Origin of the sequence: Paenibacillus endophyticus, from assembly GCF_014192395.1 — a bacterium.
GTDB lineage: Bacteria > Bacillota > Bacilli > Paenibacillales > Paenibacillaceae > Pristimantibacillus > Pristimantibacillus endophyticus.
Genome location: NZ_JACHXW010000006.1, coordinates 256,318 through 281,114 on the forward strand (window position 1 = coordinate 256,318; position 24,797 = coordinate 281,114).

A 24,797-nucleotide genomic window follows, 5' to 3' on the forward strand; every position below is an offset into this window, starting at 1 on the left:
CGATTCTGCCTCCTGTTATCTACTAAGCCATTTCATTGCTTCCTACTATATCAACAAATTTACAATTTGGACATAGAGCCGCAAGAGAGATTGCCGCATGAATGGCTTGATGCCTAACATCACGGAGATAAATGCGAGGGCGTATCGCTAACGGCTTGTTGGTTCAAATGCCGGGCAATAAGCATGCTGATCCAGAGCAATCACGCATGTATTCCGAGTCATATAAGGAAAAGGAGCTGAGCGCGATGCAGGAGTGGTTTAAGGAAGCGAAGCTAGGCATTTTTATTCATTACGGAATATATGCAGTAGATGGAGTTGCAGAGTCATGGTCCTTCTATAATGGGAAAATGAAATACGAGGATTACATGAAGCAGCTGGACGGATTTACGGCTTCCAGCTTCGATGCGGAGAAATGGGCCGATCTTATTGCGAAGTCCGGTGCTCGCTACGCCGTGCTTACAACGAAGCATCATGATGGCGTAGCGCTGTGGGATACGGAATACAGCGACTTGAACGTTGTGAAGAAGACGCCGGCGAAGCGGGATCTGATTAAGGAATATGCGGAGGCAATAACGGGAAGAGGCATCCGGCTGGGCATGTATTATTCGTTAATCGACTGGTCGCATGCCGACTATCCGAGCGTATTCGAAGGAGGAAATGCGCCGGAGGACTTGAACCAAGCGAATCCCTATTCAAGTCCGGCGGACGGCGTTCAGGATGAAGCGAAATGGCAGAAGTTTCTGCAGTTCAACAACGACCAGCTGCGGGAGATTCTAACGAACTACGGGAAGGTTGATCTGCTCTGGTTCGATGGGGATTGGGAACGCAGTGCGAAGCAGTGGAATCTGCCCGAATTCAAGCAATATCTCCAATCGTTCAACCCCGATATCATCATTAACTCGCGGCTTCAAGGTTACGGAGATTACAAAACGCCGGAGCAAGGCATTCCGATTACGCGGCCGGAAGGGCCATGGGAGTTCTGCACGACGATTAACGGCTCATGGGGCTACGTCCCGGATGACAACAACTATAAATCGCTGAATCAGATGATCCGCATGTTCTGTGACTGCATCACCTTGGGCGGAAATATGCTGCTCGACATCGGACCCAAGGAAGATGGGACGATCGACAAACGGCAAGAGGATATATTGCTCGGATTAGGCGAGTGGATTCGAGCGCATGAGGAAGCGGTATTCGGAACGGAAGAAGGCATTATGACTCGTTATTACTTGGGCGGCAGTACGATCGCTAAGGATAGAAAGACGCTCTATCTCTTCGTATACGATGATCCGAAGGAGAATGTATGCCTGAAAGGGCTATGCAACAAGGTTGAAAAAATTACGGTGCTCCATTCGGGCAAGGAGCTGACGCATGTGGTGCATGGCGGGGTTCCATGGTTTAATATCCCTGGAACCACATGGATTCATTTGACGGCTGACGATACCCATAAGCAGGTGACGGTGCTCAAGCTGGAGCTGGACGGAGAGCTGGAAATGTATGGCGGATCAGGAGCGGTTGTAACCCATAATTAGCAGATAGAGAGTTGGAGGAGATTGCATGCATGTAGGACAAGTGCCTGAGCCGAAGATTGAATATGCTCCCAAGCATTATATTTGCCGCAGAGCGGCGGAGAAGCTAACTCTTGATGGCCGTATCGATAAGCCGTTCTGGTCAACGGCGGAGTGGACAGAGGATTTCGTTGATATTGAAGGCGATATCCGTCCAAGGCCAGCGAAGCAGACACGTGTAAAAATGCTATGGGACGATGACTATTTTTATTTCGGCGCGGAATTAATCGAGGACCAAATATGGGCGACGCTGACGGAGCGCGACTCGGTTATTTTCTATGATAATGATTTTGAAATATTCATTGATCCGGATGGTGATTCCCATCATTACTACGAGTTCGAAATCAACGCGCTGAATACCGTGTGGGATCTGCTGCTCATAAAGCCTTACCGCGATGGCGGGCCTCCGGTGAACGGCTGGGATATCACCGGGCTTCGGACGGCGGTGCATATTGACGGGGAGTTGAACCGGCCTGGTGCGGCGAATCGCATGTGGAGCATTGAGGTGGCAATGCCTTGGAGCAGCCTGCGCGAATGCGCGAAGGATACGAAGCAGCCGGCTGAAGGGCAGTTCTGGCGCGTGAATTTCTCGCGGGTCGAATGGCAGGCAGAGGAGCAGGACGGTCAATACAAGAAAGTGATTAATCCGGATTCGGGTAAGCCTTTCCCAGAGGATAATTGGGTTTGGTCTCCTATGGGCCTCGTAAACATGCATTATCCGGAGCTATGGGGCTATGTCGTATTCACGGGTGAGGACGGGCCTGATTCGTTCGAACTGCCGCAGGATGAACGAATCAAGTGGGAGCTGCGCAAGCTCTATTACCGTGAACGCAATTATTTCGCCTGTCATGGCTCATTTACAGAGCACTTACAAGCGTTAATAGCGGAGGATGAGCATTGGAGCATTGTGCCTTCTATCGAGACGACAAGCTCTCTATTTCAAATCTCCGCGCCGTCAACAAATGGGAAGTCCCGCTTCTGTATTAGAGAAGATGGAAAGCTATGGGAGGAGTGAACACTATGACGCAGCAGACCTCTGTTTTTTCATTGGATCAAGATGAAATGGAGCGGATTGAGCGAAAGTTTCAGGTGAAGCAGCAGCTTGCCGCGGCAAGGGCGAATGAGCTGTTCAATATTTTTCAGATGAAGCTGACCGAGGAGGAAGCGTGGGCGCTCAAATATTTGTTCGCCTATATGCCTGTCAACGACATGGCTGACTATGACGGTGCTTTATTTCTCAGTCATGTGCGCCGGACGTTGGCGATTCGGAAGCAGGTGCCATGGGGAGATCGTGTTCCCGATCATCTCTTCCTGCACTTTGTGCTGCCTTACCGCGTGAATACGGAAAATATAGAGGATTCCCGCGGGATTCTATATAGCGCACTGGCGGATCGTACGGCGAGTTTATCCATGGCGGAAGCGATTCTGGAGACGAACTATTGGTGCCATGAGAAGGCGAACTATATCGGGAGCGACTTGCGAACGGTCTCTCCGCTGACGATGATTCGCAATGCGCGGGGCCGCTGCGGGGAAGAATCTACGCTTGCGGTTGCTGCACTCCGCAGCATTGGCATTCCTGCCCGCCAGGTTTACACGCCTCGCTGGGCGCATTGTGACGATAATCACGCCTGGGTTGAAGCCTGGGCTGACGGCAGCTGGCATTATATCGGCGCTTGTGAGCCGGAAGCACGTCTGGACCAAGGCTGGTTCAGCCCGCCTGCTCGGCGCGCGATGCTTATTAATACGCGAATCTTCGCCCATTATCCAGGGCCCGAAGACATTACGCTGAGCGATGAATGGTTTACTGAAATCAATTTGTTGGAGGGCTACGCGCCGACCCGGACGATTAATGTCCTTGTCACAGACGGACAAGGCTTGCCGGTTAGCGGAGCCAACGTCTATTTCGAGCTGTACAATATGGCCGAATTTTACCCGATTGCAGTGCTCCGGGCTAACGAGGCGGGAGAGGCTTCATTCAAATCGGGCTTTGGCGATTTGATGATCCGTGCCGTTAAGGATGGAAGCTGGGGCGAGAAGAAGATCGCGGGATTAGACGGCGAGCGCGTTGTGCTGGTTATGGATGAAACGATGCAGCAGATCGGCAGCGTTGATCTTGACATGGCGCCTCCTCCGGAACGCGTCGGTGATTCATCCGATCCGCTTTCGGACGAAGCCGTTCAGCGCCACAATCTCCGTCTTGAAGAAGGAACGAGGCTCAGAGGCAGCTACGAGCGATCCTTTCTAAACGAAGAGCAATCGCAGGAGCTGGCCGAGGAGGAAGGGCTGCCCTCCGAGCGGGTATGGGAGGTGCTTCGCAAAGCGCGCGGCAATAGCCGGGTGATCGCAGCCTTTCTGCGGAAGCACGCCGCTGAGTACGGGGAATGGCCGCTTCGCTTGCTCGAGAGCTTGAACGAGAAGGATCTTGTCGATACGTTCGGCCCTACGCTTGACGATCATTTAATCGGCTCTTTGACGCAGCGAGGAGAGCTTGCGGAAGACGTTTTCGTCAGCTATGTGCTTTGTCCGCGCGTGCTGTATGAAATGATCATGCCTTATCGGCGGTACTTTCAAGATCGCTTTACAGAAGAGGAAATCCAGCTATTTCGTGAAAATCCTGCTGAGCTTGCCCGCATCTTAGAAGCGGGATGGGGGATATGGGAGGACCTCCCGAACCTCAAGGGCAAGGGGAATCCGTTAGGCACCTTTGAGCTAAAGCTGGGGGACCGCGTTTCGATTGCGATACTGTTCGTGGCCATATGCCGCAGCTTAGGCATACCGGCGCGTCTTCACCCAAGCGAGCAAAAGCCGCAATATATGGCGGACGATAGCTGGATGGATGCCTCGCTGACTAAAGAAGCCCTTTCGAGCATAAAGGGTAACGGCAGCTTGCAGCTTCTTAGAAACAGTGAGCAAAAGGCAGATGCGCCTGCAGCCGCATATTCTGAAAATTTCACGATCGCGAGGCTGGAAAACGGCATTTATAAAACATTGGTCTATCCACACGGGAAAACGGATGTGTACGATGACCCATTCGAGGTGGAAGAAGGCGATTACCGATTAACGACAGGCATTCGTCTGAAGGATGGAACCGTTCATGCGAGATTCACATATTTCTCGGTCCATGCCGGAGAGGAGGCGGTTATTCCGCTTACCTTCCGAGAGGCGATAGTCGAGCTCCCCCTTTTAGGGGCGATGAACCAAAGCGAGAAGTTCAGACTGCTAGAAGAAAACCTTGATAAACCGCTGGGAGAGCTCATTGGCACGAATGGTGCCATTGTGGCATGGCTGGAGCCTGAACGGGAGCCAACCAAGCATTTGATCCGTGAAATCGGCGAGTTGGCCGAGCTAGGAGCGCCAATTATTCTCGTCGTCGGCGATTCCGAATGGACCGCTTCATTCAATCCTGACAGCTATAAGGGACTGCCCTCACGCGTACAATTCGTTCGGGCTTCCTCCTATACGTCATTACCAGCGTTTATAAGCCAGCCGCCGGCAAGCGAAGCGGGTTTCCCGCATCTCTTCGTGCTGGATGGCCAGGCACAGATTCGGTATACGGCATCCGGCTACAAAATTGGAATCGGAAAAGAAGCATTGCGCACGTTATCAAGCCTAGTCCAAATACAAGCGAAACGGAGTGAGATGTGATGACAAAGCGGAAATACATCGTGGCAGGCTATGTTGCCGATTCGAAGCTGCCTGAACTGACGCGGGAAGACCTGATGAAGCTTACCCATCTGAATGTGGCCTTCGGCCATGTGCGCGGCGATGAGATTGCAACGGAGCATTTGAAGCATAAGGATGCGCTCGGAGTGATTAAGCAGGAGCATCCCGAGCTTACCCTGCTATTGTCCGTTGGCGGTTGGAGCGCCGGCGGATTCTCAGAAGCGGCAGCGACCGTGGAGGGAAGAGCGCGCATGGCTGACTCGGCGATCCGGGTACTGACGGAGCTTCCGTTCGACGGCATTGACCTCGACTGGGAATATCCTTGCTACGGCGAGGCGGGCATTGCGTCCAGCCCAGCCGACAAAACAAATTTCACCCTGCTGCTCAAGGCAATGCGTGAAGCGTTGGACCATAAAGGGGCGAATGACGGGCGGCATTACCTGCTCACGATTGCTGCCGGCGCTGATCAATATTATGTAGACGGGACGGAGATGGATCAGGTTCATCAGTACTTGGATTTTGTTCAGCTCATGACCTATGATATGCGCGGCGGCTTCCAAATTCTTACGGGCCATCATACGAATCTGTTTGCGCCAACAGGCGATTTGTTCCGAATCAGCGTAGACGCCTCTGTTAACCTGTTCATTCGGGCAGGCGTGCCGAAGGAGAAGCTCGTCATTGGAGCAGCCTTTTATTCAAGGAAGTGGCAGGGCGTACCCGATCATGCTAACGGGCTTCATCAAATGGCTGGCGGAACCGGCGGATATGGTCCCGACTTTACGGCTCTTGCAGCGGAATACATCGATAAGAACGACTATGTACGATACTGGGATGACGAGGCGAAGGCGCCGTACCTGTTCAACGGAACGAGCTTCATCTCTTATGAGGATGAGCAGTCGCTGCAGCATAAATGCGATTATGTGAAAGAAAGGGGACTAGCCGGCGTCATGTTTTGGGAGTACAGCTGCGATGAGACGCATCGGCTGCTTGATGCCATATTTGAAGGACTCAAGGTGCAAGCATAGCTTCTTGATCGAATGAAAACGACCTATCGCAGGCTCTTCTGAGCAGGCGATAGGTTTTCATTAGGTGCTATTCTTTTGATTCCTTCTGCTGTTCCTTGGCAAGCTGCTGCCGGAGCTCGGCATTTTTTGCCGTTAGCTGCTTGGCTGCTGCAGCTTGTGTAGCGTCTATGCGAGCCGCTTCCTCGGTAAGCTTCGTTATTTGTGTCAGCTTGCTGCTAAGATCGCTCGGCGAGGAGCTTAGCTTGCTGCTTTTTTGCAATTGCTTTATTTTGGCAAGCGCCTTGTCCCTCTTGCTCTTATCATTGGCGCTTTGCTTTTGAAGATCGGCGATTTCTCTTTTCAGACGGCTTATAATGGAAGTCGTGAAACTAATGGACATTCAAGCACCTCATAATCGTATAGTGTTCCATCTGCCCATTTTACTATACAAGGCTTGTTAATGCGAGAAAGAAAGACAAGGGAGGCAGCCGATGCTGGCTGAACGCCTCCCTATATCCCGTTCATTCCGAACGGAAAGACGGAAAGCTCCGTCAGTGATTTGCTTTCTGCTTCTCCGGCGTGGCCGGATCATCCTTTGAGGGCTTTCGTCCAATAAAGCGGCCAATCATCATAAATAACGGCGAGGTTTCGAATTCGATCAGGCTCTGCATCTCAGCCCAGCTGAAAATGACCAGAAACGGAAGCAGTCCAATTGCAAGAATACCTAAAATGAGACCGATGGAAATATTTCGAATCATTTGGCCAAGTGTCATACTTTCATCTCCAATCCTTCGATTTGCCTCACCTCCACATTATATGCCCATGCTGCTTCGTCATTCAACCAACCCGCAAGGAGCTTGGCACTTGTGTCCGCAAAACATAGTGAAGTATTATTAAACGTTGTAGCGTAAATCGTGTTGTTCTGGCATGCTTTTGGGCCAGACACGTGAAAGGAGCTTATTTTGAAAGCAAAAAGCTTGTACGACAACTATGTCAAAAATAATCTCTTCATGAAGATGATATTGCTGTTTGCACTCATCACGACGGTGACCATCGTTACCTTTTCTTATTTTATGTTCAATGTCATGTCGGAATCGATCGTGCGCAATGAGCTTGAAAATCAGAAAAAGGCAATGGAGAGCGTGAACAGCTACATGACCCGCAAATATGAATCGGTACAGTCCACGATGCTGGACGTCTACCGCAATGAATCCTTATCGCTCCATCTCGCTTATTTCCTGCAGCATCCCTTTGAGGATTACATGAATTACCAACTGGATCAATATGCTGACGATACGAATATTGATTTGCCGAAAGGGCTCGATTATTTCGAGAACAAGCTGGATGGCGATCCCGATATCGAGAACTTGATGCTCTACAGCTCAGAGAGGCAATTCCTGTTTGCCTACAAACAGGGGCATGTGACGAAGCTGGTCTCCACCAATGCCGCCCATTCGTATATCCCGGATGCGATGGCACTTGAGAATACAATGGTCTCGGTTCCGAACGCCTGGGTCCGCAATGCAATCGACCAGCAGGATCCGAAGCTGTATGCGATGCGCGTGCCGGTTACGGATAAGAGTACGCTGAAAAATCTGGGGCAGTTGCTTGTCTATTTCAATTCAGATCGGATCAAAAACGCGCTGGACAGCTATAAAGAGCAGTTAAAGGGCTATATCGTTGTGCTTGGTCCGGCAGGAGAGGTGTTGTTCGACTCCTCGGATACGTATTACGGCGTGAGATATCCCTATACGGATCAAATCGACTCCTTATATAATACGGCGATGCTTGAGCAGGAGTCTTATGTAACGACGCTGACACAAAATCAAGCAGGCTATCTTGTCGTGGGCGTTGCGCCAAAAGCCGAGGTGGCAGCTGCCTATGCAGGGCTGAAGCGCACGATTATTTTGATTAGCGCAATCTGCATCGTCATGGTGCTGCTTGTTCCTGTGCTCGTTGTTATTAATTTCGCGAAGCGCACCAATAAAATCATTCGGTTCATGCGCAAGGTGGAGAACGGTGATTTGTCCGCGCGCATTCAAGACGAGAAGGAGGACGAGCTCGGTCAAATCTCTCGCAGCTTCAACGACATGCTGGATGAGCTGTCCCGTCATATCGATAGCGTCTATAAGGCCGAGATCAAGCAAAAGCATACGGAGCTTGCCGCGCTGCAGGCGAGGGTCAATCCTCATTTTCTGTACAATACGCTTGAGGTGATCCGCATGCGGGCGGTTTCGCAAGGCGCAAAGGATGTTGGGGAGATGATCTACAGCTTGTCGGTATTGTTCAAAAGCTTCGTTCAGCCGAAGGGCGAAAATACGCTGAAGGACGAGCTGGAAACCTCGCGCCTCTATTTGGAGCTATTCCGCATACGTTACAAGGATAAGCTGTCCTATGAAATTGCTTGCGAGCATGGGCTGGAAAACAGGCGGATTATGCGAATGGCGCTGCAGCCAATCATCGAAAATTACGTCGTTCATGGGCTCGAGCCGCGCAGACCGGATAACCATGTTCGCATTACCGTTTCTTCGGTTGAAGAGCGAATTCGCATTCAGGCAGTCGACAATGGCAGCGGGATAGAAGCAGACAGGCTGGACGCGATACGCCAGTCGCTCGATGCGGTAGAGGAGACCGGTGAATCCTTCGGCCTGCGAAGTGTCCATGAACGGCTGAAGCTGCTGTATGGCGCGGATTACGGTCTTGAAATTACGAGTACGCCTGGCGTTGGCACGATCGTGACGCTTGAATTTCCCAACACGGAGGACATGCAGCATGTATAGGGTATTTGTTGTAGACGACGAGCCGTTCATTATCGAGGGCTTGTACGATATTATCGATTGGTCGGCGTTTGGCCTAGAGATCGTCGGCTCGGCGGAGAATGGGCAGGACGCGCTCGAAGCGCTCAAGGAATCTGCGCCGGACATCTTGCTCACGGACATTTCCATGCCGGTTATGGACGGCTTGACCTTGATTCGCGAGGCGAGGTTGTTCCGCCCGGATCTTAAAGTGATTATTTTAAGCGGATTTAATGATTTCGATTATATCAAGTCCGGTTTGAAGCTTGGCGTGGAAAATTATTTGCTTAAGCCGATTAACATCGACGAGCTTCAGGAGACGCTGGCTAATACGATTGATAAGCTGAATACGATTCGGCCGGATCGTTTGTTCAGCGATTATGATATTCGGATTTTGAGGGATAATATTTTATATCGGTGGTTAACGGGGCGAATAGCGCCGAACGAGCTGAACGAGCGTACGGATATGCTGGACATCAGGCTTGATGCGCCTTATCTTGTCACCGCGGTGCTTCGGACAGAAAGCCAGTTCGAGCCTTCCTATGAAGCTGCGCAGCGGCTTGCGGTGCTGGACAAGACGATGCTGCCATTCGTCGACATTGACGGTGACCTCGTTATTGTGTTCCTGATTGAAGAACCTGAAGCGGGCAAAAAAAAAGCGATGGACGTGCTGGAAAGCATGCAAAAACGGCTGGAGCCCAATCCGCTGCGCATTTCGCTCGGAAGCGTGCAGGAAATGGGAGATGGAGCGCCGCAAAGCTATGCCCATGCGAAAAAGGCGCAGGAGTACTTCCTGCTGCTGGATGAGCCGGCAATCGTCGATTACGAGGAGCTTTCACAGCGGGGCGGCATCGAGAATACGACGGCTCAGTCGCTGGATTGGACCGACTTCTCCAAGCTGATCAAAGCGAAGGAGCTTGAGCAGCTTCATGCGGCAATCGACGCAGAATTCGAGCGCTACCAGCTGTTGGAAGGCGTAACGCCGGCTTATATTCAGAGCATGGCGATTGAGATGATGATTCGCTTCAAGATGGAGCTTAAAGAAATCAAGCAAGCGGATCAGCCAGAGCTCTACAAGGCAGGCTTCGCCCAAGTGATGCAGGCCGAGACGATAGAAGGCTTGGCAGCCGTCGTTAAAGAAGCAGCGACATTAACCGTCGATTCGTTAATGCGCGACGTGAAGAGCCCCATCATACAGCTGCTGCTCGGGTACGTGCATGAAAATTACGCGCAGGCGCTGTCATTGAAATCATTGAGCCAGCAGTACAACATACATCCCGTTTATCTCGGGCATTTGTTTCAGAAGGAAACGAATGAGACCTTTACCGAGTACATCAATAAATACCGGATAGGCAAAGCGAAGGAAATGCTGAAGGAAACGCAATTAAAGGTACAGGAAATCGCCTTGCAGGTGGGCTACTGGGAGACAGGCTATTTCTACAAGCAGTTTAAGAAATACGTAGGAATTTCACCGACCGATTATAAAGGACTGCTCTAATGCAAGGCGGAGCTGTCCTTTTTTCTTTAATTTGTACAGCATACCTTTAGTTTGTTGCCTATTTGAAAATCGTTACATCCGTTATTTTTAGATTAGGCCTTTTATCACAGGACGAGAAGAGGCTGGCAATAAAGTAAGCGTATGCTTATACATCATGATTCTGCTTCGAAACACAATACGGGGAGGATTTACAAAATGGGTAGTAAGACAAAAAGCTTTACAATGGCACTTTCGCTGCTGCTGGTCATGTCAATCGTGCTTAGCGCTTGCGGAGGCGGCAAAAACGAAAGCTCGGAAGGCACTGCAGAGAAGCCGGTTGAGCTAATCTGGTACACAATCGGTACGCCGCAGAAAGACGTTAACAAAGTTATGGAGGAAGTAAGCAAATATACGGCTGAGAAAATCGGCGTTACGATCAAGATGAACATGATCGACTGGGGCGATTATTCCCAGAAGCTTCAGGTTATGACGGCTTCCGGTGAAGCGGTTGACATTATGTTTACTTCTTCATGGGCGTTCGATTACGTTCAAAGCGCAAGAAAAGGCGCTTTCATGCAAGTCGACGATTTGCTGAAAGAGCATGGACAAGGCATCATTGATACGCTTGATCCAGCTTTCCTTGAAGGCTCCAAAATCGATGGCCACAACTACGGCATCCCGGCTAACAAAGAGCTTCCTGCCCAAGAGGTATGGCGCTTCAACAAGCAGTTCGTCGACAAATACAAGCTGGACACTTCGAAGGTGTATACGCTTGAAAGTCTAGAGCCGCTGCTCAAAACAATCAAAGAAAACGAGCCGGACGTTTATCCGTTCGCCGTTGACAAAAACCAAATGCCTTACGTGCCTTACGACTATGTCATCGAGAAGCTTCCAATGGCGGTATCGCTGGACACAACCGATTACAAAATCGTAAACGTGCTGGACACGCCGGAAATGAAGCAAATCCTGAACACGATGCACAAATATTACAAAGCAGGCTACATCCCAACTGAAGCTGCAACAATGGATTCGATGACAGACGTTCAAACGACTGGCAAATGGTTCGCGGACCGCGCGACATCGCAGCCTTTCGCTGACAACCTTTGGTCTGCAAGCTACGGCTATCCTGTTGTATCTACGCCTGCAAGTGATGCGCTTATCTACAACTGGTCTGTAATGGGCTCTATGCAAGCGATCTCGGCTAACTCCAAATATCCGGAGAAAGCGATGGAATTCCTTAACCTGCTGAATACAGATCCTGTACTTCGCAACATGGTTGATTCCGGAATCGAAGACGTTCACTACAAAAAAGCTGGCGATAACGTAATGGAAAACCTGGATGAGTCGAAAAACTATGATATGCCGACGTTCTCGTTAGGAAACGTTATGCTGACATACTTGAACACGACTGACCCAACGAACAAATGGGAAGAATTCCAAAAGTTTAACGATGCTGGTGTAGAAGCGCCTCTGCTAGGCTTCAACTTCGATACTTCGAAGGTGACGACGGAGATCGCTTCCGTGAACAACGTAAAAGAAGAATATTGGGCAGCTCTTATGACGGGTACCGTTGATCCTGAAACCTACCTTGCTCGTGCAAACGAGAAGTTCAAAGCAGCCGGCTTAGATAAAATTATGGCTGAAGCGCAGCGTCAACTTGACGAGTGGAGAGCCGCGAACAAGTAATCAAGGGGGGAAGGTATGAGGCGGATGCTTGGCATCCGATTCATACCTTCTCTCATTAATCTGACAGCAGAGAGGTGATCACATGGGAGCCTTTGGGCGATTTTTCAAAAATATTAACAAAAATGCGGCAATGCTGATCATGGTACTGCCAGCGACATTATGGTTTATCTTCTTCTCCTACCTGCCGATGGCAGGGATGGTTATCGCGTTCAAGGAGTACCGCTACAGCCGTGACGGATTCCTGGCAAGCATCATTGAAAGCAAATGGGTCGGCTTGCAAAACTTCAAGTTCCTATTCAGTACGAATGATGCTTATATCATTACGCGAAATACGGTCGTCTACAACATCTTCTTCATCGTGCTCGGACTGGTTATTGCCGTTGCAATGGCAATTATGCTCGCGGAGATTACGAATAAGCGGCTAGCGAAGGTTTATCAGACAGGCATGTTCCTGCCTTATTTCCTATCGTGGGTAATCGTCGGTTATTTCGTATTCAGCTTCCTGAGCCTCGATCGCGGCGTCGTTAACCAAGTAGCCGGCTGGTTCGGCATTGATCCGATGAACTGGTACTCGGACCCTACCTATTGGCCGATTATTATCGTCGTCGTCTTTTTATGGAAATCGGTTGGCTATAACAGCGTTATTTATTTGGCAGCCATCATGGGTATCGATAAATCGCTTTATGAGGCCGCTATGATCGACGGAGCGAACAAATGGCAGCAGATCCGGAACATTACGATTCCTATGCTGACGCCGCTCATCACCATATTGACACTGCTTGCCATCGGGAAAATTTTCTATGCGGATTTCGGTCTGTTCTATCAAGTCCCTCGTGATTCGGGAACGCTCTACAGCGTGACGAACGTTATCGACACCTATGTGTACCGCGGGCTTAAATCGACAGGCGAGATCGGGATGAGTACGGCTGCCGGCCTATATCAATCGCTCATCGGCTTTGTCCTTGTCATTACATCAAATGGTATCGTACGCAAATTCAATAAAGACAATGCGCTGTTCTAAATATGCGGGCCTGCTGGCCTGATATGCTCGCATTGCGAAGGGAGGAAACCGTTGTGTCCGCACAAACGACGAAAGGCCGCGATTTTCATAGACTGACACCGGTTTGGAATATAGCTTTTCATGCTGTAGCCGGTATTTTTGCACTGCTCTGCGTATTTCCATTTTTGTTCGTTACGGTCATCTCGTTTACAGATGAGTCTACGTTAGCGAAAAACGGCTATCAGCTGTTTCCGGAAAAATGGAGCGTTGAGGCGTACACCTATTTATTCAAGGCTGGGGACCAGCTTCTTCGCTCTTACGGGGTGACGATTGCGGTTACGCTTATCGGCACGGTTATCGGTGTCGTCTTTACGGCACTATTCGCTTACGCGATTTCGCGCCACAGCTTTAAATACCGCAATTTCTTCGCTTTTTTCGCCTTCTTCACTATGCTGTTCAACGGCGGCCTCGTGCCGACCTATATTATCGTTACGCAGCTTCTTGGACTTAAGGATTCGATCTGGGCGCTTATTTTGCCGCTAGCGGTCAACGCCTTTTACATTATGATACTTCGTACGTTTTTCTCGACCATGGTGCCCGACGCGATTATCGAATCCGGTAAAATCGACGGCGCGGGAGAGTTCGGAATTTTCTTCAAGCTGGTGCTGCCTTTATCGCTGCCTGGTCTCGCTACGATTGCCTTGTTCAGCACGCTCGGCTACTGGAACGATTGGTTCAACGCGCTGCTGTACATTAACACGCCGAATTTAGTGCCCCTTCAGTCGATGCTGATGCGGATTGAAAATAGCATGCAATTCATTATGCAAAACTCGCAAAATGCGTCGCTCAGCATGGGCGTCTTGCAATCAATGCCGCAGGATACGTCGCGTATGGCGATGGTCGTGCTCGCAACGGGCCCGATCGTGTTCGCTTATCCGTTCTTCCAGCGTTATTTCATTCAAGGCTTGACGGTTGGTGCCGTTAAGGAATAATTACGAATCCCTCTCTAAAGGAGCATAACCAATATGGAACAATTCCGTTTACCCAAAATACCGATGCCGGAGCTTACGCTGCCGCAGGCGGTACAAGACGTGCTGAAAGAAGCGGAGGAGAAGCTTGCCCATCGTCCGAAGCTGCTTCAGCTGTTTAAGAACTGCTTCCCGAATACATTGGAAACAACCACGAAGCTGATGGATGACGGTACAACCTTTGTCATTACGGGAGATATTCCTGCCATGTGGCTGCGCGACTCCGTAGAGCAGGTTATTCATTATGTTCCCCTCGCGAAAGAGGACAAGGATTTGCAGCGCATCATCGGCGGATTGGTCAAGCGCCACATGGCTTATATTCAAATCGATCCCTATGCTAATGCATTTAACGAAATCGATAACGATTGGCACTGGAACACAACGGACGAGACAGATATGTCGCCATGGGTGTGGGAGCGCAAGTTCGAGCTGGATTCGATTTGCTTCTCCATCCGCCTGGCCCATGCCTACTGGAAGGAAACCGAGCTAACGGATATTTTTGATTCCGGCTTTAAAGCAGCGATGCGCAGCATCGTGAAGCTATGGAAAACCGAGCAGCGCCATTTCGAGCAGTCGCCTTACCGTTTTGTGCGGGATAACGGCATTCCTACCGATTCACTCCGTAATGACGGACTAGGCATGCCTATCAATTATACGGGCATGATCTGGTCGGGCTTCCGCTCGAGCGACGACGCTTGTGATTTCCATTACAACGTGCCGGCCAACATGTTCGCCGTCGTTGCGCTGCGCCAGATGCGAGATATCGCTGAATGGGTATTCCGCGATATGGACTTCGTTAAGGAGCTTAAGAAGCTGGAAGACGATGTGAACCACGGCATTCAGCTGTACGGCATTTATCAGCACCCTGAATTTGGTCCGATCTATGCCTATGAGACGGATGGCTTCGGCAACTATTGCCTAATGGACGATGCAGGTACGCCTGGCTTGATGTCCATTCCTTACCTCGGCTATACGACTGCCGATGATGCGGTCTACCAGAATACGAGAAGCTTTGCGCTCAGCAAGAGCAACCCATTCTATTACGAGGGAAGCGCGGCAAAAGGAATCGGAAGCCCGCATACGCCTCCAGGCTACATCTGGCATATGGCGCTGTCCATGCAAGGGATTACAGCGATCAGCAGCGAAGAAAAGCTTGCCTTAATCGCGATGCTGGAAGCGACAGACGGAGATACCGGCTATATGCATGAAGGCTTCCACGCCGACGATCCAACCGTATTCACGCGCAAATGGTTCGCTTGGTCGAACAGCCTATTCGCACAGCTCGTCTACAAGGCGATGAAGGATGAGCTTCTATGAGCATGAACACGGTTATTTTCTACGATTCTTCTTTTCCGCTTGATTCAAAGCTTAGCGAAGGCACGGAAGGGCAATTGCTTAAGCTTGGCAACGTCGTTCGCGCGTCGAGCTTAGCCAAAGCGCTGCAAGCAGCAGAGGGAGGCAGCTTCGTCAATCTGCATGCGCCATATTTTCCAAAGGAAGCATGGGGAGAAATATTGGCGTTTCTAAAACGCGGGGGCGGCTTAATCAGCAGCGGGGGGGCGCCGTTCAAGCGCCCTGTCATCCGTGTGGAAGACGGCAGCTGGGTGGCAGAGAATGAGCAAACGGCGTACCACCGCGAGCTTCACATCCATGAAATGCTGCCCGTAAGCGCAGCGCCAATTCAAACGCTGTCTGCCATGGATGATATTCCGCTGCTGGAAGGCAAAGAATCGATGTTTGAGGTTGCAAGCACTTGGAATATGGTGCCTCATGTGACTAAAAGCAGCGACTTGCCGCATCAAATGGGCTCTGCGGGCCCGATGGACGCACAGCTGTATCCGCTCCTGAAGGGCATATCGGCGGAGGGAAGAGAAGTTGCCGCACCAGTCGTGCTCTGGGAGAATACGAAAGGCATGTTCGCGGGAGCGCGCTGGCTTTTTGTTAACCTGCCGCTTACGGAGCTGTTCTGGCAATCGGAAGGAGCAGCCGAGCTTGGACGCTGGGTCGCATTCTGCGAAGCAGGCGTAACCGAGCTTTGGCTTAAGCCTAATTACGCATCCTATGAGCCTGGTGAGCGAGCGCTTCTAACGCTTCAGGTGCAGCAGCTAGGCCGCAATGGGGTCCAAACGCCTGCAAGCCCCAGCTGGAGCTTCTCGATTAAAGTTCAGCATGATCGCAAGCCTGAGCAGCGCTGGACAACCCAAGTGCAAATCGATGCGAACGGCAGCCAGAACATCACGCGTTTACCGGTCTTGCTTGCTGTTGAGAGCGGCTATTACAACGTAGAATGCAAAGCAGAATCGTCCACGGGTGAAGTTCGATTGCTTCGCCAAGGCTTCTGGGGCTTTGACTCGGAACTGCTCAAAGAGGGCAGTCCGGTTACCTGCGAGCGCGATTATTTCATTAAAGACGGTCGTCCGATGCCGGTTGTCGGCATGACGTATATGACCTCGGACGTTGCGCGCAAGTTTTTGTTTCTGCCTAACGCTTCTGTATGGGACCGGGATATGGCTCAGATGCGCAAAGCGGGCATCAATTGGATCAGGACCGGCATATGGACGGCTTATCGAAATGTGATGCAAGTAGACGGACATGCTTCGGAGGAGGCGCTTCGCTCGATCGATGCATTTCTGCTGACGGCGAAGCGACATGATCTGCAGGTCACGTTTACATTCTTCTCGTTTACGCCGGAAACGTGGGAAGGGCAGAACCCCTACCTGGATCCGCGGAGCGTTGAAGCTCAGAAACGTTTTATCCGCTCTATTATTTCTCGCCATAAGCAGTCGAAGCATGTGGATTGGGATCTCATTAATGAGCCATCGATGTTCGATCCGCCGCGCATTTTTTCGGATGGTCCAAGATCGGCTCGCGATCCATTCGAGAAGGCCGCTTTCGCGGCTTGGCTGCAAGAGCGCCATGGGTCAGTTGAGCGGCTGCAGAAGCTGTGGAACATGACGCCGGACCAGCTGCCAAGCTTTGAGTCGGCTGTACCGCCTGAGCCGGAGGAAATCAATTTCGACGTTCAGGACATGCATCAAGGCAAGAAGGGTACCCGCTGGCTTGATTACGTGCTGTTCTCCATGGATATGCACAATCGCTGGGCAGCGGAGCTGTACAAGACGATTAAAGAGGAATGCCCGGATCATATGGTGACGGTTGGACAGGATGAAGCGCTCGGCGCGCAGCGTCCATCTCCGTTTTTCTACGGCGAAGTCGTGGATTATACGACCGTGCATTCGTGGTGGCTGAATGACCATCTGGTATGGGACAGTATCTTTGCCAAGACCGCGGATAAACCTAATCTCGTGCAGGAAACCGGCATTATGTACGTAGAAACGCCGGATGGCCGCGCCAAACGCTCGGAGGAGGAGCTTCGCAGTATCCTAGAGCGCAAGTACGCTTATGCCTTTGCGACAGGCGGGGCAGGCGCGGTGCAATGGATCTGGAATACCAATTATTATATGGACAACGCAAATGAATCGCATATCGGCGCGCTTCGGGCAGACGGTACGGAAAAGCCGGAGGCCGATGTTTCCTATGATTTCGGTTCTTTCATGGCGGAAATCAGAGATTTGTTCCAAGGGCGCGAGCTTGAGGATACCGTCGTCGTCTTCCCGTACTCGAATGACTTCTCCAATCGCAAGCTGGCTTTCGATGCAACAACGAAAGCGACTCGTGTGCTCGCGTATGAGCTGAATAAGCCATTCCGCGGAGTGAGCGAATATCATCTGGATGAGCTGGAAGCAACGCCTGTTAAGCTGGTCATTGTGCCAAGCGCGCATAATATGGACGATGCCGCATTCGATCAGCTGCTCGCTTATATTGAACGTACTGGCGCGACTTTGCTGCTAACAGGTCCAACCAGCTTGGATGCCTATTGGCGTCCAGTCGAGCGGCACTCGGAGCTGTTTGGGACGCGCGAGCTTGTCAATGTACGCCGCGAGGAGCTGCTCCATATTGGCAATCGATTGCTGCCGGTGTCTTATGGCAGCCGCAAAATTGCGGAAGTATGGAAGGAAGCGCGCCTTCATACAGGAAGTGCCGAAGCTGATCAGCTTATTGAGCTTCCGCATGGCAAGGGAAGAATACTGTGGTGTCCGCTTCCCGTAGAGCTGAATGATCGGATTGAGCCGATTTCAGCGATCTATCAGTATGCACTTCAGTCCTCGGGCTGCAGAGAGGAACTGCACTGGATGAAAGGCGGCAACTTCCCAGGCGTATATGGCCGCAAGCTGAACTTCCAAGAAGGAGCGCTGCTTACCTTCGTATCCGAGTTCAGCTTGGATGTCGAAATTGAGGTGCAGGATCCTGCAACGGGCGTTCGCTACGCGTTCACGCTGGAGAAGGAACGTTCGGTATTATTCGCGGTGAACAAGAGCGGACAGCTGTTGTCCGTCTATCGGCCGAATCAGGTGGACGTATCGGTACTGCCGGCTCACGAACATTAAGAAGAAGAGGTGTTCAGCAATGACCTATGAAAGAACAGCCCATATCATCTCGCATACCCACTGGGACCGGGAATGGTATTTGCCATATGAGAAGCATCATGTCCTGCTCGTGAAATTGATGGATACGCTGCTTCATACGCTAGATACCGATCCAGACTTTAAAAGCTTTTACCTGGACGGCCAAACGATTATTCTTGAGGATTATTTGCAGGTTCGACCGGAAAACCGGGAACGCCTGGAGCGCTATATCAAAGAAGGCCGGATTCCAATCGGTCCTTGGTATATCCTGCAGGATGCATTCCTGACGAGCAGTGAAGCGAATATACGCAATCTGCAAATCGGTCATCAGGATGCCGGACGTTACGGTACGATTGCCAAAGTCGGCTATTTCCCTGATACATTCGGCAATATCGGCCAAGCCCCGCAAATTTTGCGCCAAGCCGGCATTGACAACGCAGTGTTCGGTAGAGGCGTGAAGCCTACGGGCTTCAATAATACCGTAGCGGATTCCGACTATGAATCCTCTTTCTCTGAGCTGATCTGGGAAGGTCCGGATGGCTCACGCGTGCTGGGCGTCCTGTTCGCGAACTGGTATTGCAACGGAATGGAAGTGCCGACGGATGAAGCGGGCGCGAAGGAATATTGGGAGCGTAAGCTTGCGGAAGCAGAGAAATATGCGGCAACGGGACAATTGCTCTTCATGAACGGCTGCGACCACCAGCCGATCCAACAGGATTTGTCTGCTGCCCTTGCAACAGCAAGAGAGCTTTTCCCGGAGACGGAGTTTATCCACTCTAATTTCCATGATTATTTGGCTTCCGTCAATGCGTCGCTTACCCGTGAGCTGTCGGTTGTCAAAGGGGAGCTTCGCAGTCAGCGCACGGACGGCTGGTCCACGCTCGTAAATACGGCTTCTGCCCGCGTATATTTGAAGCAGATGAACCAGCTTGGCCAAGCGATGCTGGAGAAGGTGGCTGAGCCGCTGGCAACGCTGGCTTATTCACTAGGCCATGAATATCCGCATCATCTGTTCACTTATGCTTGGAAAACGCTGATGCAGAACCATCCGCATGACAGCATTTGCGGCTGCAGCGTGGATGAGGTTCACCGTGAGATGGTCACGCGTTTTGATAAAAGCCGCCATGTTGCGGAATCCATCATAGATGATAGCAAAAAAACGATCGCGGATCATGTGGATACGTCGGTATTCGGTCAATATGGCGAAGCTGCATTGCCGTTCGTAGTATTCAACACAACTGGCTGGAACCGCACAGGTGTCGTAGAGGTTGAGCTTGATATCGAGCGCATTTACTTCCGTGACGGCTTGCCGCTGGATCAAATGAACCAAAACATGTACGCGGTCGATGTGGCAGGCAGAACGCTTGTTGATCGCAGCGGCACTGCTATCCCGCATACAGCTGAAGATTTGGGACTGCAGTTCGGCTATGACCTGCCGGATGACAAATTCCGCCAGCCGTACATGAGCCGCCGGGTTAAGCTGACGTTCGAAGCGGAGCAGGTTGCTGCGCTAGGCTTCACTTCGTATGCCTACGTTCGGAATGCAAAAGCAGAGCTGGAGCAAGCACAATCACTGATTGCCGGCGAGCATGCGCTTGAGAATGAATGGCTGCGGGTTGACGTAGCGAGTGACGGATCGTTTAGCCTTCTGGATAAACGCAATGGCCAAGCTTATCAAGACCTTGGCGTTTATGAGAACACAGGCGATATCGGCAACGAATATATGTACAAGCAGCCAGATGGCGAACAAGCTTTAACGACTAAAGGGTTGACTGCAAGCATTGAGCTTGTGGAAAATACGCCTTACCGGGCAACATTTGCCATCGTTCATGAATGGGCGGTACCAGCTTCGGCTGACGAGCAATTCGAGATCGAGAAGCGCGAGGCTGTCTATTTCCCTGATCGGAAGTCGCAGCGTACGGCACATACGGTGCCGCTTACGATTCGTACGGAAATCTCGCTTACGCGCGGCGGACAAAGCTTGGAATGGAAATCATTCTTTAACAACCAAGCCAAAGACCACCGTGTACGGGTGTTGTTCCCAACAGATCTAGCTGCCGCAGCCCATCATGCGGATGCGATATTCGAGATTGCAAAACGCGACAACGAGCCGGCTGCGGAATGGGTAAACCCAAGCAACGCGCAGCATCAGCAGGCATTCGTTGATGTGAGCGGCGAGCATGCAGGCTTGACGGTTGCGAACCTCGGCTTGAACGAATACGAAGTGCTGCGTGACGGTCGGAATACGATTGCGGTTACGCTGCTTCGCTCCGTTGCAGAGCTCGGCGATTGGGGCGTGTTCCCTACGCCGGAAGCGCAATGCCTAGGCGAGCAAAGCTTCAGCATCAGTATTGTTCCGCATAGTGGAAACGGCGCAGAATCAGGTGCTTATGCGGCAGCCTACCAGTTCCAGGTGCCTTGGACAGTCAGCGCTACTGACGTTCATGAAGGCAAGCTGGCATCAGCCGGCGCACTCTTTGGCTGGGAAGGAAGCGCGCTTGCGTTCTCTTCCTTAAAGGTAAATGAGCCATCCGGAGATATGATGCTCAGATGGTATAATATGCTGCCTTCAGCTGCTGAGCTGAAGCTGGCTTCAGGCGATGCTGCGCAAACCATCGCACAAGCTTATAAAAGCGACGTGCTCGAGCAGCAAGGGCAAGTGCTGGAAGGAAATAACGCGTATCAGCTGCCTGTAGGACCGTGTGAAATCGTGACGGTCGGCATTAAGCATTCTTAATCGTAATGAAAAGGGTCTGACTTAAAAGGGGTTCGCTCCCTGAAGAAGCAGCTCGCACAATCAAAAATAAGAAGAAATTCGCATTAAACAAGCGTTGCAGAGGGCTATTCTGCAACGCTTGTTTTTGATTTTGGTCTCTTGCTGATTTCTTTGGAAAATGATAGTAAACGGAGCATTTAAATGATTCTGGAGAAGCGTCAGCGTTCGTTTTTGTGAAGGGATTAGGGCCTTTCCTCGTTGATTCAAAGGAAACCCCGAGCGATGGCGATCGGAAGAATAGTTAAATGTGCAGTTTATGTGCAGTTTGCCGTTTAGCCGAAATAACAACGGATATTGCATAGGTAAATGGAGCATTTAAATGATTCTGGAGAAGCGTCAGCGTTCGTTTTTGTGAAGGGATTCCAACCTTTCCAGTTTGATTCAAAGGAATCCCTGAGCAATGGCGATCGGAGGAATATTTAAATGTGCAGTTTATGTGTGCAGTTTGTCGTGCGCCGCTCTCCCAAAGGACGGCGATAGCCGTTCGCCTTGCTGCGCGGCTTGAATGTGTTTATCCCGATTGCAAGGTGGTCATAATGGGAAGAGACAACAGAAGCGGAGACGACAGCCAATGATAAAGCCTTCACAGGAACCATTAGACAACATGTCCAAGCAGGTACAAGGGAGTGCTCCGCTATTTGATGATATTGGGCGAAATATAGAAACGATCATGCGCGAAATGGGCCGCAGCGATGACATTGTCGTTCGGGAAATCCGAAGCGAGGGAAGCCCGCTGCCTGCTGCCGCAATCGTTTATATTGACGGCATGTCGGATGCCGCAATTATTAATACGTATATATTTGACGTGATGAATCGATCTCTTCAAGAAAAGCTGGGCATTGACGAAGATTCCGTTGGCAAAATAAATATCATAGAAGGCCTGATTGCCGCGATGGGCTCCATTCATATCGTGACTGACATGGACAAGCTCTATCTGTCGCTGTTGTCGGGAGAAGCCATTATCTTTCTGGCAGGAAGCGATCGCGCATACCGCATTGATATTCGTCAATGGAAAGGCAGAGACGTTACGGAATCAACCAATCAGACGTCTATTCGGGGCCCGCGGGAAAGCTTTACCGAAACGCTGCGCGTGAACACTTCACTCGTGCGGAGGAAGATTAAGGACCCTCGCTTGTGGCTGGAGACGATGCCGATCGGCCGCATTACAAAAACCGATGTCACGATCATGTATTTGAATGGCATTGCGAAGCCTTCTGTTATTAATGAGGTTCGGACGCGGTTAGAAGCCATTGAAATAGACGGCATATTAGAGGGCGGCTACATCGAGGAACAAATCGAGGACGCCAAATATTCGATTTTCCCAACGGTGTACAACACTGAGCTTCCGGACAGCGTTGCTGCGCAATTGATGGAAGGCAAAGTAGCTGTTCTGATCGATGGCACACCGAACGTTCTAGTGGTGCCTACCCAATTCGTCAGCTTCGTGCAGTCGACAGAAGATTATTATCAGCGGGCCTTGTATGCGAGCTTGCTTCGCTTGCTGCGTTTTGTCAGCGGATTTATATCGCTGCTGCTGCCCTCGTTATATATCGCCATTACGACGTTTCATCGGGATATGCTGCCGACATCCCTATTAATAAGCTTGGCTGCTCAGCGTGAAGGAGTTCCCTTCCCCGCCTTTATTGAGGCGGTAGCGATGGAGATCACCTTCGAGATTTTGAGGGAGGCAGGACTGCGCATGCCGCGGGCAATCGGACAAGCCGTATCTGTTGTTGGCACGCTCGTAATCGGCCAGGCAGCCGTAGAGGCGGGAATCGTCTCCGCTGCGATGGTTATCGTCGTATCCGTCACTGCAATCTCGACCTTCACGGTGCCGGCATATAGTATGTCAATACCTGTCCGTATGCTGCGTTTTGCATTCATGGCACTCGCGGCGAGCTTCGGGTTATTCGGCATTATTATGGGGTTGTTTACGTTATTGCTGCATTTATGCTCGCTGCGCTCTTTTGGCGAGCCATATATGGCGCCGTTTGGCCCATTTATCGCGTCAGAGCAGGAGGATGCGCTCATCCGCTTGCCGCGCTGGCTCTCGTTCAATCGGCCAAGCAGTTCGCAGAAGAGCAACCGAACAAGGCAGCAAAAGTGATGGCGGGAGGCGGAAAGGAGCGTTAGCGGGATGCTGCATAAAGCAATGATGGTCTTACTGTGCATGCTGCTACTGACAGGCTGCTGGAGCAGGCGCGAGCTGAATGATCTGCTGATCGTACTCGGAGTAGCCGTCGATTGGGAGGACGGGGAATACCTCGTATCGTTCCAGGTTGTAAATCCGAGCGAAATATCAGCACAGCGGAGAGGCGGGGACCGGCCGCCGAGCACGCTTTACCAGGGGAGGGGCAAGACGATGTTCGAGGCCGCACGCTCCGTTACCGCAGAAGCCCCGCGCAAGGTGTACATCGGACATCTGCAAATTTTCGTGATCAGCGAAAGTCTTGCCAGACGTGGTATACGAAATTTTCTAGATAATACACTGCGGGACAATGAAGCGCGCATGGACTTTAATGTCGTAGTTGCCAAAGGCACCAAAGCTGAGGATATTTTGAAAATCTATACGCCTCTGGAGAAGCTGCCTACCCAAAACATGCTGCGATCACTTGAGACCTCTGAGAAATCTTGGGCGCCGACTGTATCGGTCACGATGGACGATATTTTGAATGCACTCTCTGATGATGGCAAAGAGCTTGCCCTCACCGGCATCCAAATTCTCGGAAGCCAGAAAAAAGCGGAATCGAAGGAAAATGTGGAAACGTTCCTGCCCCATGGCCATTTTCGCTATATGGGCATTGCTGCCTTCAAAAAAGATAAGCTTGTCGGCTGGCTAAATGAGAGGGAAAGCAAAGGGTATACCGATATTACAAACAAACTGGACAGCACGTCGGTCGAGCTGCGTTGCGATGAGCGCAACTACATGGGAATTGAAATTTCGTCATCCGAGTCACGCATCAAGATGAACGTTCAGGATAGCGTGCCTATCGCTCATATTTATTTCCAAACGGAAGCGAATATCGTAGATCGGTCCTGCAAGGATGAAAATCTTACTGATCCTGCCGTCATTAAAAAGCTGGAGCAGCAGGTGGCGAAGGTCATCCAGGGCAATGCGGATGCTTCGGTTAAACGTGCGAAGAAGCTTAAGGCAGATATATTTGGACTCGGCAGCGCGCTTGGCAGGCAGCACCCGGAACAATGGAAGTCGATGCGGCAATCATGGGGTGACAAAGGCTTTCAGGCGGTCAAGCTTTACTACCATATTGACGTGAACATTCGCAAAACGGGAACGATAGGCAACTCAACGATGAAATAACGTCGTATGGCAGGA

16 protein-coding genes are annotated in these 24,797 nt (G+C 51.0%); 14 read left to right on the forward strand and 2 right to left on the reverse strand.

What is annotated here, in order from left to right:
* The first annotated feature begins 131 nt into the window (after positions 1-131).
* The 4 genes from FHS16_RS12580 to FHS16_RS12595 are packed head-to-tail and all read left to right on the forward strand — an operon-like array spanning position 132 to position 6,256.
* Positions 132-1,532: an alpha-L-fucosidase gene (locus FHS16_RS12580; RefSeq protein ID WP_376769665.1), complete on the forward strand. Its 1,401-nt coding sequence runs from the start codon at positions 132-134 to the stop codon at positions 1,530-1,532.
* Between the two features lie 25 nt (positions 1,533-1,557).
* The gene (locus FHS16_RS12585; protein ID WP_183562518.1) at positions 1,558-2,583 is read left to right on the forward strand and encodes a carbohydrate-binding family 9-like protein; all 1,026 of its coding nucleotides are present in this window, start codon (positions 1,558-1,560) and stop codon (positions 2,581-2,583) included.
* Positions 2,584-2,588: 5 nt separating this feature from the next.
* Positions 2,589-5,213 (forward strand): transglutaminase-like domain-containing protein, encoded by a 2,625-nt coding sequence (locus FHS16_RS12590; protein ID WP_183562520.1) that lies wholly within the window; start codon positions 2,589-2,591, stop codon positions 5,211-5,213.
* Entirely contained in the window at positions 5,213-6,256 is a 1,044-nt protein-coding gene (locus FHS16_RS12595; protein WP_183562522.1) for a glycoside hydrolase family 18 protein, read from the forward strand. The genes FHS16_RS12590 and FHS16_RS12595 overlap by 1 nt, the downstream gene beginning before the upstream one ends.
* A 67-nt stretch (positions 6,257-6,323) precedes the next feature.
* On the opposite strand, the gene FHS16_RS12600 is transcribed toward FHS16_RS12595, so the two are convergent.
* Together FHS16_RS12600 and FHS16_RS12605 are read right to left on the reverse strand one after the other, a co-directional pair.
* A complete protein-coding gene (locus tag FHS16_RS12600; protein WP_183562524.1) occupies positions 6,324-6,635 on the reverse strand; it encodes a hypothetical protein in 312 nt (103 codons plus the stop codon).
* A gap of 151 nt (positions 6,636-6,786) precedes the next feature.
* Entirely contained in the window at positions 6,787-7,008 is a 222-nt protein-coding gene (locus tag FHS16_RS12605) for a hypothetical protein (protein ID WP_183562526.1), read from the reverse strand.
* Positions 7,009-7,197: 189 nt separating this feature from the next.
* Here FHS16_RS12605 and FHS16_RS12610 point away from each other — a divergent pair, with 189 nt between their 5' ends.
* The 10 genes from FHS16_RS12610 to FHS16_RS12655 all read left to right on the forward strand — a co-directional run bounded on the left by FHS16_RS12610 (position 7,198) and on the right by FHS16_RS12655 (position 24,782).
* Entirely contained in the window at positions 7,198-9,015 is a 1,818-nt protein-coding gene (locus FHS16_RS12610; RefSeq protein WP_183562528.1) for a sensor histidine kinase, read from the forward strand.
* Positions 9,008-10,528, forward strand: coding sequence for a response regulator transcription factor (locus tag FHS16_RS12615; protein WP_183562530.1), 1,521 nt, complete (start codon positions 9,008-9,010; stop codon positions 10,526-10,528). The genes FHS16_RS12610 and FHS16_RS12615 overlap by 8 nt, the downstream gene beginning before the upstream one ends.
* A 195-nt stretch (positions 10,529-10,723) precedes the next feature.
* Entirely contained in the window at positions 10,724-12,193 is a 1,470-nt protein-coding gene (locus FHS16_RS12620; protein ID WP_183562532.1) for an ABC transporter substrate-binding protein, read from the forward strand.
* 82 nt (positions 12,194-12,275) lie between these two features.
* Positions 12,276-13,214: an ABC transporter permease gene (locus tag FHS16_RS12625; RefSeq protein ID WP_183562534.1), complete on the forward strand. Its 939-nt coding sequence runs from the start codon at positions 12,276-12,278 to the stop codon at positions 13,212-13,214.
* A gap of 23 nt (positions 13,215-13,237) precedes the next feature.
* Entirely contained in the window at positions 13,238-14,185 is a 948-nt protein-coding gene (locus tag FHS16_RS12630; RefSeq protein ID WP_183562536.1) for a carbohydrate ABC transporter permease, read from the forward strand.
* A gap of 33 nt (positions 14,186-14,218) precedes the next feature.
* Positions 14,219-15,538 carry a glycoside hydrolase family 125 protein gene (locus FHS16_RS12635; RefSeq protein ID WP_183562538.1) on the forward strand — a complete coding sequence of 440 codons (1,320 nt, stop codon included), beginning with the start codon at positions 14,219-14,221 and terminating at the stop codon, positions 15,536-15,538.
* Entirely contained in the window at positions 15,535-18,669 is a 3,135-nt protein-coding gene (locus FHS16_RS12640) for an alpha-amylase family protein (RefSeq protein WP_183562540.1), read from the forward strand. The genes FHS16_RS12635 and FHS16_RS12640 overlap by 4 nt, the downstream gene beginning before the upstream one ends.
* Before the next feature lie 19 nt (positions 18,670-18,688).
* The gene (locus FHS16_RS12645; RefSeq protein WP_183562542.1) at positions 18,689-21,424 is read left to right on the forward strand and encodes an alpha-mannosidase; all 2,736 of its coding nucleotides are present in this window, start codon (positions 18,689-18,691) and stop codon (positions 21,422-21,424) included.
* Between the two features lie 610 nt (positions 21,425-22,034).
* A complete protein-coding gene (locus FHS16_RS12650) occupies positions 22,035-23,570 on the forward strand; it encodes a spore germination protein (protein ID WP_183562544.1) in 1,536 nt (511 codons plus the stop codon).
* Between the two features lie 30 nt (positions 23,571-23,600).
* Positions 23,601-24,782 (forward strand): Ger(x)C family spore germination protein, encoded by a 1,182-nt coding sequence (locus tag FHS16_RS12655; RefSeq protein WP_183562546.1) that lies wholly within the window; start codon positions 23,601-23,603, stop codon positions 24,780-24,782.
* The last annotated feature ends 15 nt before the right edge of the window (positions 24,783-24,797 follow it).